The following is a 17,343-nucleotide window of genomic DNA, read 5'->3' on the forward strand; positions in this document are numbered from 1 at the left end:
CTATTTCTCCGTCTTACCGGCGAAATCGGCCGGATTGCGGTACTTCACCGTCTGCAGGTGCTCGCAATAAAGCACGAGCTCGCCTTCACCCTTGAAGACTTCATAGCTGGCGCGGATCAGCCCCATTTCCTTGTATTTTGGCTTCTTGTCGAGGTTGGAGCGGATTGAATAGATCGTGTCGCCTATGAACACCGGCTTGATGAAGCGCAATTTGTCGTAGCCATACGAAAAGGCGTTGACGCAATTGGTGGCGACGAGACCGAGCCCGGCCGAGAACACGAAGGCCCCTGCCACCAGCCGCTTGCCGAAAATGCCTTGCGTCTCGGCGAACATCTGGTCCTGCACGTATGGATGGATGTCGAGCACCAGCGTGTTGAACAGATGGCTGTCGCCCTCGGCAATGGTCCGGCGCAGCGAGCGGATCTTCTGGCCGACCGGCCAGTCTTCGTAGAACCAGTTCTCCGCGTTCCAGACGGGAAGGTCGGCGTGATCCCTAGGCATGTTGGCGGGGTGTGTCGATGCCACGCCCACGGTTGGCGCGAAACTGCTCATGACAACTTCCTCTGGGAGCGGGAATCGTCCATCAGGGCGCGCCGCAGACCAGCGAAATGCATGATCGATCCTCCCGTCAATCTTCTTTTGTGAATAGTATTTTCACATATGGGGTTGCGTTGCAAGCGAGTCTCGGCGAAATTTTGCCTGCTCCGTTGGGCCAATGCCGGCGGAACAAGGGAGGAAGTGATGCAGAATGCCTGTCTGATTTTCGTCGGCAGCCTCAATCGCGACGCCCCGTATTTTCAGGGCGCGCGCGGCATCGGGCTGGGTGTCTACAGTTTCGACGAAGGGACGCTGCAGACGAAGAAACTGGCCGAGACGGGAGACATCGACAATCCCACCTTCCTGTCGGTGACGCCGGACGGCTCCCACGTCTATGCCAACTCAGAAGTGTTCACCTGGCGCGAAGGGGTGGTCTCGGCCTACCGTTTCGACAGGCAGACCGCCACGCTGTCCTACATCAACAAGCAGCCGACGCTGGGCAGCATCACGGCGCACAACACCATCACGCGCGACCGGACCAAGCTGCTGGTCGCCAATTACGGCATGGGCGAGGGCGGCCCCGATCGCTCGGTCGTGGTCTATGGGTTGGGTGAGAATGGCGGCCTGACAGCGCCGTTGTCGAGCGTTGCCCATAGCGGGACCGGACCAGATCCTGCCCGCCAGGAGCGGCCGCATGCCCATAGCGTAACCGAGACGGTTGCCGGCGGCATGGCGATCGTCGCTGACCTCGGCATCGACCGGCTGGTGTCCTATCGCATCGGGCGCGACGGCAGCCTGACGAAACTCGCCGAGTCGGCGCTTGCGCCAGGCGCGGGTCCGCGCCATCTCGCACTGCATCCGGGCGGTCGCTTCGTGTTCGTCATGAACGAGCTGGATTCGACGGTTGTCTCGCTGGCGCTGGACGAAGCATCAGGCAAGCTTACGGTGATCGACAGCAAGCCGGCCGTGCCGCCCGAGGCGCGCGACGGCAATCACTGTGCCGACGTCCAGATCTCGCCTGACGGCCGCTTTCTCTACGGCTCCAACCGCGGTCATGACAGCATCGTCGTGTTTTCGGTCGACCAGCAAACCGGCAGGATTGCTCTTGTCGACTATACGCCTTGCGGCGGTGCCACGCCGCGCAATCTGGCACTGACGCCCTCGGGCGGCCATCTGTTCTCGGCCAACCAGAATGCCGACCGCATCTCGATTTTCGCCCGTGATGCCGCAACCGGCCGGCTGACCGACACCGGCCGATCCATCGATATTGGCACGCCGATGTGCGTGAGGATCGTGCGTTGAGCGCTGGCGGGTGAAAATTCCGCCAGTACCATGGCCATAAGAACGTGTCGTTTCAATACGAGGATCGGGACGCCCGTCGCGCGAGATAGGGAGCCACCAGCGCGCGTATGTCTGCGGCCGCTACGTCACCGGCAGCACGCAATGCGCGCTCGCAGCGCCCATATTCGTCAACTGCGCCTTCGAAATCATTGCGGCACAGTTGCTCCTTTATCAGCGCTTTGCAGATCGGTCCGGCATCTGGATAGAAGTCCAATACCGCTAGATATATCGCCCGTGCTTTGTCGGCTTGGTCGGCCGCCTCCAGCCGCTGGCCGAGCCGCAGCCCAAGATCGATCAGTTCGCGACGCACGCGCTCGCAAGCCGGGAGCGACCAGGAAGCGGTTCGCTCGTGCAACAACAACGGACCCGGGAATGCATGGAAGAGCGCCTCCGCGTCTGGCCGCAATCCCTCCGCATTGACCTTTGCGACAGTCTTGAGCCGTGCTTCCCAGTCGGCGAGGTCGACCCAGACCTTGTCCGATGCAAGGCGAAGCTTGCCTTCGCGCTGGACGATGAGGTCGGTCCGTCCCAACAGCTTGCGCAGCCGATGAAGCGCCTGGTCGCACGCCGCCCGCGCCTGGTCGCCGTCGAGGTTGGGCCACAGCCAGTCCTGAATGGTCTCCTGCGAGCAGGTATTTTCCTTTGAGATCGCCAGCACTCGCAGGATGTCGAGGGCCTTCGTCGGCGGCTTCGCGCCGAGCGCGAGAGGGTTTGCATCGAGTTCGAGCCGAAAGCCTCCGAGGACGTGGACCCTGAGCGGCCAGGGCCAGGCGGCGGGCCGCCGGGGCGGCGGCTCGAGCCGGCGTTCGCGGATCAACGACCGGCAGAACTCGGGCTCGATGCCGCGCTCAAGCGCATCGCCAAGCAGTTCGGCGAGCAATTCCGGGACATTGAGCAGCACCATTGGCCAGCTGATGTCGCGCAGCGCTTCCAGGAAGGCCTGCAGCCGGTCGCCATAGTGCGGATCGTCGCTCCACAGGTTCTCCAATGCGGCCGCTGCCAGAATGCATATCTCGGTTCGCTTGTGGGCGCCGCCGTCCAGCCGCGGCAGCAGATCGCTGAGAAGCACGGCGGCTTCGCGCGGCTTCCTGTCCGCCAGCAGCACCTGGAACTGCGTGATGTAGTGCGGCCAGCGCTCGATCATCGGCTCGTTGGCCGCCTCGATGGCAGTCATGAAGCGCTCGCAATCCTGGTAAGCGGCCGTGAAATCGCCTTGCCTGGCATGGAGCGCGGCGTGGCAATCGGCGACGACGGCGACCTGCGTGGTGAAACGGCTGTCGGCGATCTCGGCCAAACGCTCGACCACTTGGTGGAACTCGGCAAAATCGTTGCGGACCTTCATCTGCATTTGCAAATGATAGAGCCCCCCGAACTCCACGCCCCTCAGCGATTCGCGCTCGCCAATTGCGATCGCCGCCCGCAACGCCGCTTCGGCCGACGGATAGGGAAAATCCCTTCTCTTATAGGGAAAATAACGTCCACTTTCCGCACCAAAGGCGACCAGCCACATGCCGAGAATCCAAGGCAGCACGCTCTTGTCACTCAAATCGTCAACGACGCTGTCGACGGCCTTGGCGAACAGATCGGCGCGCATGGTCGATACCGAAAGATCGATCAGCGTTTCGCTGGCAAGCAGCCGCAATCCGCTCGGATCGTGCTCGGGATTCCGGGTCAACCGCTCCAGGAGTTCGGTTTCGAGTGCTTGTCCGGCGGGGCTGCTGCGATAGCAGTCGTCGCCGAAGTTCAGCGCCCGCATCATGCCAATGCGTACCAGCATCGCTTCCTCGGAAGGTAGTTCCGGAAGCCCGCGTTCGATCAGCTCGAACGCCCGTCGCGTCCACATGGACAGACCTTCGTACGTGCGCCAGCTGGCAGTCTTGACCAACACCGCCCGCGACACAGTGAGGCACAGGCCGCGCAGATCGTCGGCCTCGCCAAAGGCTTGCCACGCCTTGGACAGCCAACGCTCCGCCGCAGCGTCGTCGGGCATGTGGGCCACGCCCAGCCAATAGAAATGCCAGCCATTCATGATGGTTTCCGGCAATCGGCCGCACCACTCGATGAAGGTCGCGCGGCTCCCTTGCGCCAGCAAGTCCTCTGCGCGGCTCAGCAGCAGGTCGCTCGCTTGGTCCCAGTCGTCGGCCTGTAAGGCGAGGCGTATGGCTTCGTCATGACGGCCCGCCCCCGCAAGGACCTTCGCCGCCTTTCGCCGGAGCGATTGCTGCTCTTCCCTGGCAATTTGCTGTGCGAAACGACGCTCGAGGAAGTCGCGCAAGAGGTCATGAAGGTGAAAGATATCGCGGTTGTTTTCCGAGCGCGTGACCAGAAACTGTCGCCTGTAAAGCCTGTCGAGCAGCTTTCCTGCTTCGCCCGACCCGATCATCTCGTCAGCCAACCCGGCGCTGATTTCGGGCAGCAGATTGAGTTTCAGCAGCATGTCCTGGTCGACGGAGGGAAGGGAAAGGAAGAAATGACGACCGAGAACGTCGGGCAGCACGTTCTGCCCGCCGGGGACCGTCTCCGTTGTGCCGTCCAGTCCGGCTTTGGTGCCTTGGTCCGCGAGCAGGACGAGCCCGACCGCCCAACCGCGCGCCGCCTCGACATCGACCCGAGCGGCGTCCCTCGAACGCAGGTGGACGAGATCGCGCGCTTCCGCGGTCGAGAATTCGAGCGCGTGGCGGTCGATGACAGCCATTTTGCCCTTGAGAATGAGGTCGCCCAATTCCTCCTGGGGCAGCGTGCGTGAGACACAGATGCAGCGGACGGTGTCAGGAAGTTCACGGAACATCTCGGAAAGCACCGCCCGAAATTCTGCGGTATCGGCGTCGTGCAAATCATCGAGCACCAGAATTGTGCCGGGCTTTAGCCGAGCGAAATAGGCTCTGGAAAAGCGCCTGGCGAACTCCTTCGGCTGCTCGGCATACTCGACGCCGAAGACCGGCATGTCTCCAGCCGAGACTGAGTCCAGCGACTGCGCCAGATATTGAAAGAACCGCGCTATATCCTGGTCGCCCTCATCGACACGGTACCATATGTGCGGCGCCTCGACGCTTTCGAGATAATCGATGACCGCGGTCGTCTTGCCGTAGCCGGCCGGTGCCGCCACCCAGCATACGCTCGACCGCGACACCCGATCGATCGCTTCGAGAACGCGGTTCCGCCTCAATATCCTGGCGCTGCGCGGGGCCGCCAGCTTGGCGATCCGGCCTGTGCCCGAGAGCGGTTGCGTCGCATCGGCTTCAAAGGCATCTAAGGCGGCCATGGGGGCTCCCGCTCGACCAATCATCGAGCGACGGTCGTGCTGCCATGACCGTCCCGCCGATCCGATTGACGTTAGCCTGGCGCAGTCATGCGACAATTCGTGGGGGCTTCGTAGATGAAGCGGCACTGGCTGATCCCGGGAGGGCGGATCTCGATGGTTGCGCAACCTGAAACTGGGCAATGGACGGCGGGCGAACCTCGCACTCGGTCTTCGACCGTCGGCTCCAAATCCGGTAGAAGACCTGATCATGGCTATTCCCTCCGATTGGCAAGCTCATGGGCTGCCTGGCAGTCCTTTCCAAACGCACGAGCTCATCCTGTGCGCAGTGGCATCCGCGCACATCGGTACGGTCACCTAGTTTCCCGGCGATTGATCTCCCAGTTTTCGCAAGCGTGCCTAGTTTTCAAGGCTTGTTGGGCGCCCGGGTCTTCGGTGCCTTACGCAACCGGAAATCGGGAAGCGGACGGGACCGGATTGTGCGAGGGGATGGGCGACCGGTGGATCCCGCACTCTGTTTTCGACAATCCGCTCCAGCGGCCCGCGCGCGGATTGTCCGCACTGCCGCACGCGACGGTGCAGGGCGCACAACCGATCGAGAAATAGCCTTTTTCGATGAGCGGATGCCGGGGGAGGCGATGATGGTCGAGATAGACCTCGATCTGCTGCCGGGTGAAGCGGGCGAGTGGCTCGATCTTCAGGCGTCCGTCAGTTTCTTCCAGCGTCGCAACATCCGTGCGAACTCCGCCATGATAGCGCTTGCGGCCGGAAATCCAGGCCTTGAAACCGCTCAGGGCCTTCTCGAGCGGCAGCACCTTGCGGATGTGGCAGCACCGGTCCGGATCGCTGCGGTGCAGCGATCCAGAGCCGTCGAGCACCCGCAGGACGTTTGCCCGGGGCGTGACGATGCGCACGTCGGTGAGGCCGAGCAAGGCCGTCAATTGCGTACGATAGGCGACCGTTTCCGCAAACAGCTTTCCGGTATCGAGCGTGGCGATGGGGAGCGACCTGTCGATCGATGCGGCCATGTGCAGCAACACCGCAGATTCCGCGCCAAATGAGGAGACGAGCGCTACCTTTCCGCGGAACAAGTCGGTGACGAGTGGCGCCAGCAGCTCGGGTCCGTCGAGATGGTTCAGCTCCGCGATGATGCCTTCATGCATGGCGATTCGGTCCGGTTTTGGCGTGACGCGGCCGGTTCATAGTCTGCTCACGAAATCGAGGACCGCCTGGCGGTCGGCCTCGTCCAGGCCGAAGAAGCGGTCGCGGACGATCTGCGCCGTGCCGCCATGCGCGAACACTGCATCGCGCAGTGTGGTCGCGCGGCCGTCATGCAGGAAGCGCTGGCGCAGGCGGATGCCGACCAGCGGCGTTGTCCGCCATTCGGCGCCGATGGCGTTGCCCTGGATGATCTTGTCGTCGAGCGCCGATCCCATGTCGTGCAGTAAAAGGTCCGAGTAGAGCCTGACTTCGCCTTTTGTGCCCGCCAGCGCCGGCACATGGCATTTGGCGCAGCCGACCGAAGCGAAGAGCCTTCCGCCATCGCTGGCCAGCATTGCGCTTTCGCTCGAGACCGACGGCGAGGCCAGGAAGCCGGCCGAGAACGGGATCAGTGCGCCAGAGGCCAGGGTTGCCGACAAAAGCACTCCGCTGGAGCCGAGGCCGATCAGGCGCCACGCACCGCCGGCTTCGCCGAGACGGCCGATGCGTGTGGTGATCCCGAGCGCGACCATCACCATCAGGAACAGGAACTGGTCGACGTCGAGAATGCCGCGGCGCAATTGCGGATCGAGCGTGATTTGCGAATTGAGCATCACCACGCCGATGAAGGCGACGATGAACCACGGGAACGGGATCGGCGTTGCTCCGGGCGCGCTCTTGCGGCCGCGAAAGAACGTGCCGATGGCCAGCAGAAGCGGGATGAGCATCAGCACCTTGCTGAGCTTGACGAGGGTAGCGGTGTTCAGCGCCCCGTCCGAGACTGCGAAGGAGGCGCCGTAGACCTGCGCCAGTTCGAAGATGCTCGCGCCGACGAACACGCCGTAGAGCCGGTCGTCGAGATGCGGCAGCCAGCCGCCCAGGAACATCACGGGATAGACGAGCAGCGCCGCGGTGCCGCTGAGCGTGATCAGGGCGATCGCAACCCCCGCGCTCTGGTCGCGTGCGCGCATCAGCGCAGCCACTGAGAGAATGGCGGCTGCGCCGCAGACGGCGCTTCCGACCGCGACCAGCAACGCGATCTCGGCCTCCAGCCTGAACAGCCTACGTGCGATGGCGTAGAGCAAAGCCGCGACCAGGATCAGTTCGATGGCCGCCACCGCGAGCGGCATCAGCCCGAGATCGAGGAACAGTCGCGTCGTGATGCGGAAGCCGACAAGGACGACCGCCAGGCGCAACAGGTAGCGCTTGGTGAAGTCGAGCCCCGGGCGCAGGACGTCGGGGCAGGCAAAGCTGTTGCCGATCAGCAGCCCGAAGAGCATGGCGACGAGGACCGGATTGCGCGACAGCGGCTCGCCCAATCCGCCGGCAATCCAGCCGCCCGCAAGGGCGAGCGCGGCCGCCACGGCTATACCGGGCAAGATCGAGTGCGCTTGTTCCGGCGCATGCGAAAACGTCAGGGCGATGCTCATCGCCTGGCCTCCTCGGCCGGGGTGAGCGTTCGCAGATAGGCAGCCACCGCCTCGATCTCTCCGGACCCTTGTTCGACGGGTTGCGTGTCCGTCCCGCTGTGGCCGGAGACGACGCTGGTGATGCCGAGCTCCCTGGTGAAAGCGTCGGCGACCATCTCTTCGAGGACCGCAATGTCGGCCTTCCAGCCATAGCGGCCGACGCGCGTCGCGCCGTTGGCATCGAGGACATAGTGCGGGCGGCCCTTGATCCCGTCGCCTTTGCTGACTGCCTGCGCCTCGATGACGCTGTCGGGTATGTCGTCTATGCCAGCGACGCCGTAGAGGCTGGGCGGCATGCGCAGCGAGATGACATTGGCCTGCTGCGGCAGTGCAGCCGGTTCAGCCGCGATGCCGGCACCATCGCGCAGCATGTAGCGCCGGGCGACCGGGCTGTTGGGATGATCGATCGGGACCGTGCGCCCGGATCCCGGATCCATATGGGCTATCCTGCGCGCGAAACGGTTCTCATCCGCGCTCGCACCGCCGGGGCCGGGATGACAGGACAGGCAGGACGTCGCATTGAACAATGGTCCAAGACCGGTCCGCGGCGTGAAATCGGTGTGAAACAGCTCCCTTCCGCGAGCGGCGAGATCGGGGTTGGCGGCAGCATTTTGCGTCTGCTGGGCCGTCGCCGACACGCCGTGCTCGTCAAAAGCAGGAACCTCGAGCAGCGCTCCGTCGCGGCCGGGAAATCCGGGAAGCTCGCCGCCTATCGTTATCCAGATCCGCTGCGCGTCCGCCGACATTGCGATGGCTCGCAGGCGATCGCCGCCGAGAGGCCCAAGGCCAGGGATGTCGATCGTCGCTCGGGCGAGAAGCCGGCCGTCCTGGCTTATGCGCAGCAGCGAGCCGTCGCCGCTATTGGCGACGAACAGGTCCGACCCCCCGGCAAGCGTCGTATGGCTCGAAAAGTGCGGATTGGCGATCTCGGGGACAGCGGCGGCAATGTCGACTGGACGATCGAATTCCGGCAGCGAGACCATGCCAGCCCCGGCGACCGTGAAATGCCGCCGGTCGTCTTGCAGTTTCAGCAGCACCAGCCGGTCGCGGCCGGGGTCGGCGATGTAGAGAACACGGTCCGGGTTCCACTTGAAGGCAATGCCGATGACGCCGGGATCGTCGCCGCTGTTGCGGCCCATGCTCACCGTGCCAGGGCCGGCTAGGCCGTCGACACCGTCCTGGACATGGATCTGGACCACGCTGCCGTCCGCAGTGACCGCGCCGAACACGGCAAATCCGCTGCCGTCCGGTGACGGGCCGAGAAACGCCGTTCCGAGCGCACCGGTCTGCAGCCCGCCGGGCGTCAGTTGGCCGCTTGCCCGGTAGTTCAGCCGCTTCGCCAGCCATCCGTTGGCCAGCCAGCCGCTCGCCAGCCATCCAGTGGGTTGAGCGATCTGCGCTTGTTCGCGATCGGTAGACCGGCCGGCGAACACGCCGCCGGCCTCGCGGCTTGGCGCATTGTCGAGCGGGGCTCCGTCGGGGTCGACGACGGTGACGCTGCCTTCGCCGGCCAATCCGTTCGGCGCGTTGGCGATCCAGGGCCTTCCAAAGGCGTTGTTGATCGAGATGTAGCGCGGTCCGGATGCCGCCGCCAGCCGCGCCGTTCGAGCCTGGCCATTGTAGCGCCGGTTGAGGAATGGCTCGCTCTGCGCCGTGTAGAGCTGGACTGGGCTCGCTCCGCCATAGTCGGCTAGATCTTGGTCGGTGAGATCCTGCGGAACCAGGATCGTGCCCGATTTGTCGCCGCGCGGATCGATTGACAGGATCGCGCCAGGTTTGAATACGAGATCGCGTGGGGGCGCGCCGAAATTGCTGCCTACCGCGACCAGAACCCTAAGCGGATCGAGCACACGTCCTTCGCGCGTGGTCAGCAGGAATTCCGGATTTCCCGGTATCGGTCCGCCATTATGAAAACGCCCCACCTCGCGCACGCCGGCCACGCCCGGCAGCCCGACGGCGACGATACGGGCGCCCAGGCGCCAGGCGGAGATGTGATCGCTGGTGAAGCCCACCGTCGGCAGCAAGATGAAAGACACCGCTGTCATTCCGGAGATAATCCGGCCAAACGAAAGGTCCAGCGAGGCGCAGCTTCGCCGCGACCGACGAGCTCTGACGAAATCCATAAGCACCGCGGCAAGGCCCTTGCGCATTGCGACATCCCCGGCTCGATACCTCGATGCGTCTACATGCGGCCCCGAGCATGTGACGCTTATCTCGACGCAATCATTGAGCGGGTGCACTTACGTATCGTGTACGGCACCTCAACCGCCGGCCGTATCTTGCGCTTTGGGGGAAGGCGTGCGGCCGCGCGCGCTTCGCAAGGCAAGCGCTTGTCGGGCAAAGGTGATTATGGGCATGGCGAGGTTGCCGCGAACGGCAAATTTTCAGAACTCGAGCGCCTGCCTGAGTGCCGGGCCGCTCCTGACGCGCAAATCGAGGTCGGCCTCGATATGGTCGATGTGGTGCAGCATCAGCGCGCTGGCGCGTTCGGCATTGCCATTTTCCAGCGCCTCGAGGATCTGCGTGTGTTCGTTGTGGCCGCAGCTCGAGATGCCCGAGCGGCCATAGAGTGCGATCACCAGCGATGAACGAGCGACCAATTCCTCCATGAAGCGCTGCAGGATGACGTTTCCCGCGACCGACGCCAGAAGCAGGTGAAAATCCCCCGACGCCTTGATCTCCGATCGCCTTGCGTTCGGTCCGCGTTCGGCGATGAAACGGCCTTCTTCGTCGAGCTGGGCCTTGAACGCGGCGACATGCGCCGGCGTCATCCGTCCGGCGGCGGCGATCGCGATGCCTGGTTCGATGAGCCGGCGCGAAGCAAAAACCTGCCGCGCTTCCTCCGGCGACGGATTGGCGACGAAGGCGCCGCGATTGCGCTCGGTGCGCACCAATCCCTCGAAGGAAAGCATCTGCAGTGCGGCACGCGCCACGGTGCGGCTGACATCGAACAGCGTGCCGACTTCGCCTTCGGAAAGCTTTGTTCCCGGCGCCAGCCGGCGATCGACGATCGCGTCGCGCAACTGGTCGCGGATCGCCTGCGCGCGATCCTCGTTGGCGGCCTCGATAGCAGGGAAGGTCTGGTCGGCAATGTTCATGGCAGTGGTCCTGCCTTCTTCTACCCTGAATCGCATCGCTTGGACGAGAGACAAAGTGAATACAGAGATGAAAAAGATTGCATACGATCTTTGCGGAGATCGGCGGCAATCGCCTATAATTTGTGCATTGCACAAGGCCGACGTATCGGCAGCTACATAGAGGCGGCCCTGATTTCTTCGAGGATTCAGTCAGTTGGTGCGGCGGTGCGCAACTGGCACGCATGATGCTTTGGCTAATCCGACCAAAGGGGAAGCTGGATGTCCAAAGCCGCCGAAATCGACATTGTGTCCGTTTCGAAAGTCTATGGCGCGACGACTGCCGTCGAAGGCATCAGCCTGAAAATCCCTGCCGGAACCTATTGCTGCCTGCTCGGTCCGTCCGGCTGTGGCAAGACCTCGACGCTGCGCATGATCGCCGGGCACGAGAGCATATCGAGTGGGGACGTGCGTCTCGGCAACACAGTGGTCACCGACCTGCCGCCGGCCAGGCGCGGCACTGCCATGATGTTCCAGTCCTACGCACTGTTTCCGCATCTCGACCTGATCGACAACGTCGCCTTCAGCCTGAAGATGAAAGGCGTCGGCAAGGAGGAGCGCCGCGCCAAGGCGCTCGACATGCTGAAGCTGATGCAGATGGAGGCCTATGCCAGCCGCCGCCCGGCGCAGCTTTCCGGCGGGCAGCAGCAGCGCGTTGCCCTTGCGCGCGCCTTGATCACCGATCCCGAGGCGCTGTTGCTCGACGAACCGCTTTCGGCGCTCGATCCTTTCCTGAAGATCCGCATGCGAGCCGAACTGAAGAAGCTGCAGACGTCGCTCGGCATCACTTTCGTCCACGTCACCCACAGCCAGGAAGAGGCGATGGCGCTGGCCGACCTGATCGTGGTGATGAACGACGGCCGTATCGAGCAGGCGGCGCACCCTCGCACGGTGTTCGAGCGGCCGGCCACGGCCTTCGTCGCTCGTTTCATGGGCGACCACAATGTCATCTCCGGGCGCGTCGCCGGCAGTCGCGACGGCATGGTCGTTTTCGATGTGCCCGGCGGCGTCACGCTCGCCGCCAGCGGGCAGGGCAGGGAGACCGGGGAACCCATCGACATCGCCATTCGCACCGACCACGTGCGCATCGGCGAGCCGCCGGCAGCCGGGCTCGGCTTCACCGGCATTATTGCAAACGTCGAGTACCGCGGTTCGACCGTGAAGCTCTCAGTCAATGGCGCCGGCATCGAGGATTTCACGGTGATCGTCGACGACACCAGCTTCTTCGCCAGGCCGGTTGCCGTCGGCGACGCAGTGCCGATCGCCTGGGACGCCGAGGACGCGATCGTCCTTGGCCGTCTCGATTCCTGAAATCCAGCATAACCAACCAAAACAGGGGAACTGAACATGACCAACACCACCGACAAGAAGACTGGAATATCGCGACGTTCGCTGCTCAAGACAGGTGCCGCCGCCGTCGGTTTCGCCGCCGGTTCCGGCGCCATATCAGGCTTTCCGACCATCTGGGCGCAATCGAACATCACGCTGCGCCAGTTCGGCACCGGCGTATCCAACCTCAATGCCATCGCCGACAAGTGCAAGGCCGACCTCGGCATCACGCTGGAGATGACAGCAACCGATTCCGACGCCGCCGCGCAGCGCGCTGTGACGCAGCCCGACAGCTACGACATCGCCGACATCGAATACTGGATCTGCAAGAAGGTGTTCCCGACAGGCGTCCTGCAGCCGATGGATGTCAGCAAGCTGAAATATTACGACGAGCTGGTGCCGCTGTTCAAAACCGGCAAGCTGACGCCGGACAGCGTCATTGCCCAGGGCACCGCGCCGCATACCGTCGGTTACGTCGAGGCGCAGGACAGCAAGGTCTTCGCCAAGGCGCCGACCAACTGGTTCACCATGGTGCCGACGATCTACAATGCCGATACGCTCGGCATCCGCCCCGACCTCGTCGGCCGCGATATCACCACCTGGGCCGACATCATGGATCCGGCCTTCAAGGGCAAGACCGCCATCCTCAACATCCCGTCGATCGGCATCATGGATGCGGCGATGATCATGGAGGCAACGGGCAACATCAAATACGCCGACAAGGGCAACATGACCAAGGAGGAGATCGACAAGACGATCGACTTCCTGATCAAGGCCAAGCAAGCCGGCCAGTTCCGCGCCTTCTGGAAATCCTTCGACGAGAGCGTCAACCTGATGGCTTCAGGCGAAGTCGTAATCCAGTCGATGTGGTCGCCGGCCGTGGCCGCGGTCCGCTCCAAGGGCATCGCGTGCCGGTTCCAGCCGCTCAAGGAAGGCTACCGGTCCTGGGGTGGCGGGCTTGGCCTGGCAGCCCATCTCTCCGGCGCCGAACTCGATGCCGCCTATGAATACATCAACTGGTACACGTCCGGCTGGGTTGGCGGCTATCTCAACCGTCAGGGCTATTACTCGGCCAACATGGTGTCGGCCAAGAAGTTCATGTCCGAGGACGAGTGGGGCTACTGGATCGAAGGCAAGCCGGCAAAGGGCGATATCCTGTCGCCGGACGGCAAGGTCATGGAAAAGGCTGGCGCCGTGCGTGACGGCGGCTCGTTCGAAGAGCGCATGGGCAAGGTCGCCTGCTGGAACTCGGTCATGGACGAGGACCGCTACATGGTGAAGCGCTGGAACGAGTTCATCGCTGCTTGATGCCCTCTGCCTTCTCCCCTTGTGGGAGAAGGCAGATTGGCGCGCAGCGCCAAGACGGTTGAGGGGTGCTGGACGGAGCACTGTTGGTGCCAAGCTGGAACACCCCTCATCCGATCGAGCTTCGCTCGGCCACCTTCTCCCACAGGGGGAGAAGGGCACACCCCTCAGTCGCATCGCCGACTTCGACCGAGATATAGATGGCAGTAGCGCTCGAACAATCCACGCACGTTACGTCTGCAAGGCCTGCCAGACGTAGGCGCTCCTTTGCCGGAGTCGCACCCTATCTCCAGGCGGCACCGCTGGCGCTGATCCTCGGCGCGTTCCTCCTGCTGCCAATTCTGATGATCGCCGTGGTCTCATTCTGGGATTACGATTTCGCGGCGATGTATCCGGATTTCCTGACCACCAATTATTCCGACACGCTCGGCTCCTGGGTCACCTGGAAAACCTACCTGAATACGCTGAAATACGCCGCCATCGTCTGGGCGCTGACGCTGTTCATCGGTTTCTGGGTCGCCTATTTCCTTGCCTTCCATATCAGGACCACGGCCATGCAGATGGTGCTGTTCCTTGTCTGCACGGTGCCGTTCCTGACCTCTAACATCATCCGCATGATCTCGTGGATTCCGGTGCTTGGCCGCAATGGCCTGGTCAACTCGACGCTGGTGCAAATGGGGCTGATCCCGAAGCCGATCGAATGGCTGCTCTATTCCGAATTCGCCGTGGTGCTGGCCATGGTGCATCTCTATACGCTGTTCATGGTGACGCCGATCTTCAACACGCTGATGCGCATCGACAAGTCGTTGATAGAAGCCGCGCGCGACGCCGGTGCTTCCGGCTGGCAGGTTCTGTGGAACGTCGTCATTCCGCTCGCCAAGCCCGGCATGGCGATCGGCACCATTTTCGTCGTCACCCTGGTGATGGCCGACTTCTCGACGGTGCAGGTGATGTCCGGCGGGCAGAGCGCCTCCGTCGCGCTGATGATGAAGAACCAGATGTCGCTGCTGCAATATCCGGCAGCTGCCGCCAACGCCGTCGTGCTCTTGGTGCTGGTGCTGCTGATGGTCGCGGGCATCCTGCGCATCGTCGACATCCGCAAGGAGCTGTGAGGCGATGAGCCAGGACAAGCGCACCCTCGAATTCTATGTGTTGGCGGCGTTCTTCGGTCTTTTCGTGTTGTTCCTCTACGGCCCGCTTTCGGCGATCCTGATCCTCTCTTTCCAGGGCGAGAACGGCGGTCTGACATTTCCGCTGAACGGCGTGTCGCTGCACTGGTTCGCCAATTTGTTCGAGCGCCAGGCGGTCGGCGACTTCGGCGGCAGCTTCAAACGCTCGCTCGTCCTTGGCCTGATGGTGATGGTCGTCACTGTCGCCGTGTCGCTGCTCGCCGGCCTGGCCTTCCGGCAGAAATTTCGCGGCGCAACCGCACTGTTCTATCTGGCCGTCGCCAGCCTGGTCGTGCCGTCGATCATCATCAGTCTCGGCATCGGCGTCGTCTTCCAGCAGATCGGCTTCCGCCCCGCCTGGTACACCTCCGCTTTCGGCGCCCATCTGACCTGGACCTTGCCTTTCGGCGTGCTGATTATGTTTGCTGTCTTCAACCGGTTCTCGCCAGCCTATGAGGAAGCCGCGCGCGATCTCGGAGCATCGTCGTGGCAGACCTTTGCCCATGTCGTGCTGCCGATGATCGCGCCCAGCCTGATCGGCGTCGGCCTGTTCGGCTTCACTCTGTCATATGACGAGTTCGCCCGCACGCTGATGACCTCGGGCACGTTCAACACCTTGCCGCTCGAAATCTACGGCATGACGACGAATGTCACGACGCCGGTGCTCTATGCGCTGGGCACCGTGACGACCGTGTTTTCCTTCCTGGTGATCCTGCTGACGCTCGGCGCAATCGTCTATGTCGGCCGCCGCCGCGAGCGTGCCTGACAGTGCAGATCCTCGTCGTCAATCCAAACACCACCGCCAGCATGACCGACACTATCGCGGCGGCAGCCCGATCGGTCGCTGCTCAATCGACGAAGATCGTTGCCGTCACCTCGTCGATGGGACCTGTATCGATCGAAGGCTATTACGATGAAGCACTTGCCGTGCCCGGCCTGCTGGTCGAGATCGCCGCCGGCGAACGCTCCGGCGCGCAAGCCGCGATCATTGCCTGTTTCGACGACACCGGCCTCGATGCCGCGCGCGCCATGGCCAACATTCCGGTCATCGGCATTTGCGAGGCATCGCTCAGCACGGCCTCGTTCATCGCCCAGCGCTTCACCGTCGTCACCACCACCGGACGTTCGCGCGTGCCGGTCGAAGGCCTGGTGCAACGCTATGGCATGGCGGGGCGGGCACGCGTGCGCGCCGCCGACATCCCGGTTCTTGCCCTCGAAGATCCGGCGTCCGACGCACTGCTCAGGCTGCGCAGCGAGATTGCGCGCGCCATCGACGAGGATCGCGCCGAGGCGATCGTGCTCGGCTGTGCCGGCATGGCCGATCTGGCGGCGGCGCTGCAGCGGGAATTCGGGCTTCCGGTCATCGACGGCGTGGGCGCTGCCGTGAAACAGGCCGAGGCATTGATCGCCCTTGGCCTGACGACATCCAAGCGCGGCGCCTATGCAAGCCCGTTGGCAAAGTCTTATCATGGCGCGTTGAAATCCTTCGCGCCTGGCGCCGCCGAGTGATCGCAATGCCCCGAACGATCCGAACGCTCGCACGTGAAGAAGTGCAAACCCTTGTCGATTGGGCGGCGGCGGAAGGCTGGAATCCCGGCCTTAACGATGCCGCGCTGTTTCAGGCAGCCGACCCGCAGGGCTTCATCGGCGCCTTTATCGATGGCGAGATGGCGGCCGGCATTTCGGCCGTCGCCTATGGCGATGGTTTCGGCTTCATCGGCCTCTACATCTGCCGGCCGGACAGGCGTGCCCAAGGTCATGGCAAGGCGGTCTGGGATGCCGGCATAGCGCGGCTCGGCAAGCGTACGATCGGCCTCGACGGCGTTGTCGAACAGCAGGCCAACTACCGCAGCATGGGTTTTGCACCGGCCTACCGGACGATCCGGTTCATGGGGTCACCGAATGTCCCGGCAGCCGTCGGCAACGACGTTCGCGCCATAGGGCCGGAACTCGTGCCGGACATACTGGACTATGACCGCCGCTTCTTTCCCGGTCCGAGGCGATCCTTCCTGGAACACTGGCTGCGCCCGCCGCACATGGCGCTTGCGATCCTCAAGCACGGCGCCATTGCGGGATATGGCGTCGCGCGCCAATGCCGGGACGGCTGCAAGATCGGCCCGCTCTTTGCCGACAGCCTGGACGCGGCAAGCCATCTCTTCGCCGGGCTCGCGCACATGTCCGGTCCCGGAAACGTCCATCTCGACGTTCCCGAAACCAGCCGGCAATTTGCAGACTTGCTGTCGTCCGCAGGCCTTCAACCGGGCTTCGAGACGGCTCGGATGTACAAGGGAAAGGCGCCGCAGCTCGTGCAGTCCGGAGTTTTTGCGATAACGACGTTGGAGTTGGGGTGAGGCGGTACAAGCCGGCTTCCAGTGCAAAGTCGGGCAACAGGACTACGCGGTCTATTTTTCCTGAACTGAAATGCCGGAATGGTCGATGCGAAGTTCCACGCCTTTCGGCCTAGTCTCCTCGCCATAAACGTAAATCCCCAACGCAATAACGGCGACGGCCAAAGCGCCGATGATGAGATAAAGATAGTTCTGCTTCATCCGCTGTCGTTAACAACATGGTGTGGGCGAGTCTAGCAGTTCGGGTATCAG

The 17,343-nt window shown here is 63.2% G+C and carries 14 protein-coding genes; 7 read left to right on the forward strand and 7 right to left on the reverse strand.

Going from position 1 to position 17,343, the window contains the following annotated elements; translation table 11 throughout:
- Window positions 1-552, reverse strand: coding sequence for a MaoC family dehydratase (locus tag NKI72_RS03120; protein ID WP_352472921.1), 552 nt, complete (start codon window positions 550-552; stop codon window positions 1-3).
- A 189-nt stretch (window positions 553-741) separates the two neighbouring features.
- Here NKI72_RS03120 and NKI72_RS03125 point away from each other — a divergent pair, with 189 nt between their 5' ends.
- Window positions 742-1,839 carry a lactonase family protein gene (locus NKI72_RS03125; RefSeq protein ID WP_352472922.1) on the forward strand — a complete coding sequence of 366 codons (1,098 nt, stop codon included), beginning with the start codon at window positions 742-744 and terminating at the stop codon, window positions 1,837-1,839.
- Between the two features lie 52 nt (window positions 1,840-1,891).
- Here the strand turns inward: NKI72_RS03125 and NKI72_RS03130 are convergent, their stop codons facing one another.
- The 5 genes from NKI72_RS03130 to NKI72_RS03150 all read right to left on the reverse strand — a co-directional run bounded on the left by NKI72_RS03130 (window position 1,892) and on the right by NKI72_RS03150 (window position 10,904).
- Window positions 1,892-5,140 (reverse strand): AfsR/SARP family transcriptional regulator, encoded by a 3,249-nt coding sequence (locus tag NKI72_RS03130; protein ID WP_352502965.1) that lies wholly within the window; start codon window positions 5,138-5,140, stop codon window positions 1,892-1,894.
- A gap of 437 nt (window positions 5,141-5,577) precedes the next feature.
- Window positions 5,578-6,300, reverse strand: coding sequence for a phosphoadenylyl-sulfate reductase (locus NKI72_RS03135; protein WP_352502966.1), 723 nt, complete (start codon window positions 6,298-6,300; stop codon window positions 5,578-5,580).
- 36 nt (window positions 6,301-6,336) lie between these two features.
- Window positions 6,337-7,767, reverse strand: coding sequence for a putative sulfate exporter family transporter (locus NKI72_RS03140; RefSeq protein WP_352472925.1), 1,431 nt, complete (start codon window positions 7,765-7,767; stop codon window positions 6,337-6,339).
- Window positions 7,764-9,851, reverse strand: a complete 2,088-nt coding sequence (locus tag NKI72_RS03145) for a di-heme oxidoredictase family protein (protein ID WP_352849893.1) — start codon at window positions 9,849-9,851, stop codon at window positions 7,764-7,766. Before NKI72_RS03145 ends, NKI72_RS03140 begins: the two co-directional genes overlap by 4 nt.
- Window positions 9,852-10,190: 339 nt before the next feature.
- Window positions 10,191-10,904, reverse strand: coding sequence for a GntR family transcriptional regulator (locus tag NKI72_RS03150; protein ID WP_023676076.1), 714 nt, complete (start codon window positions 10,902-10,904; stop codon window positions 10,191-10,193).
- Between the two features lie 258 nt (window positions 10,905-11,162).
- Here NKI72_RS03150 and NKI72_RS03155 point away from each other — a divergent pair, with 258 nt between their 5' ends.
- The 6 genes from NKI72_RS03155 to NKI72_RS03180 all read left to right on the forward strand — a co-directional run bounded on the left by NKI72_RS03155 (window position 11,163) and on the right by NKI72_RS03180 (window position 17,094).
- Complete coding sequence (locus NKI72_RS03155) at window positions 11,163-12,251, forward strand: ABC transporter ATP-binding protein (RefSeq protein WP_352472207.1); 1,089 nt, start codon at window positions 11,163-11,165, stop codon at window positions 12,249-12,251.
- Window positions 12,252-12,287: 36 nt separating this feature from the next.
- Window positions 12,288-13,577, forward strand: coding sequence for an ABC transporter substrate-binding protein (locus NKI72_RS03160; RefSeq protein ID WP_352472208.1), 1,290 nt, complete (start codon window positions 12,288-12,290; stop codon window positions 13,575-13,577).
- 197 nt (window positions 13,578-13,774) lie between these two features.
- Entirely contained in the window at window positions 13,775-14,686 is a 912-nt protein-coding gene (locus NKI72_RS03165; RefSeq protein WP_352472210.1) for an ABC transporter permease, read from the forward strand.
- A gap of 4 nt (window positions 14,687-14,690) precedes the next feature.
- Entirely contained in the window at window positions 14,691-15,509 is an 819-nt protein-coding gene (locus NKI72_RS03170; RefSeq protein WP_352451583.1) for an ABC transporter permease, read from the forward strand.
- A gap of 2 nt (window positions 15,510-15,511) precedes the next feature.
- Window positions 15,512-16,252 carry an aspartate/glutamate racemase family protein gene (locus NKI72_RS03175; RefSeq protein ID WP_352472211.1) on the forward strand — a complete coding sequence of 247 codons (741 nt, stop codon included), beginning with the start codon at window positions 15,512-15,514 and terminating at the stop codon, window positions 16,250-16,252.
- 5 nt (window positions 16,253-16,257) lie between these two features.
- Entirely contained in the window at window positions 16,258-17,094 is an 837-nt protein-coding gene (locus NKI72_RS03180; protein WP_352502969.1) for a GNAT family N-acetyltransferase, read from the forward strand.
- Window positions 17,095-17,145: 51 nt separating this feature from the next.
- Here NKI72_RS03180 and NKI72_RS03185 read toward each other — a convergent pair whose 3' ends face one another.
- Window positions 17,146-17,292, reverse strand: coding sequence for a hypothetical protein (locus tag NKI72_RS03185; protein WP_352830858.1), 147 nt, complete (start codon window positions 17,290-17,292; stop codon window positions 17,146-17,148).
- Window positions 17,293-17,343: the final 51 nt, after the last annotated feature.

The organism is Mesorhizobium sp. M0437 (assembly GCF_040321335.1).
In the GTDB taxonomy this organism is placed as follows: Bacteria; Pseudomonadota; Alphaproteobacteria; order Rhizobiales; family Rhizobiaceae; genus Mesorhizobium.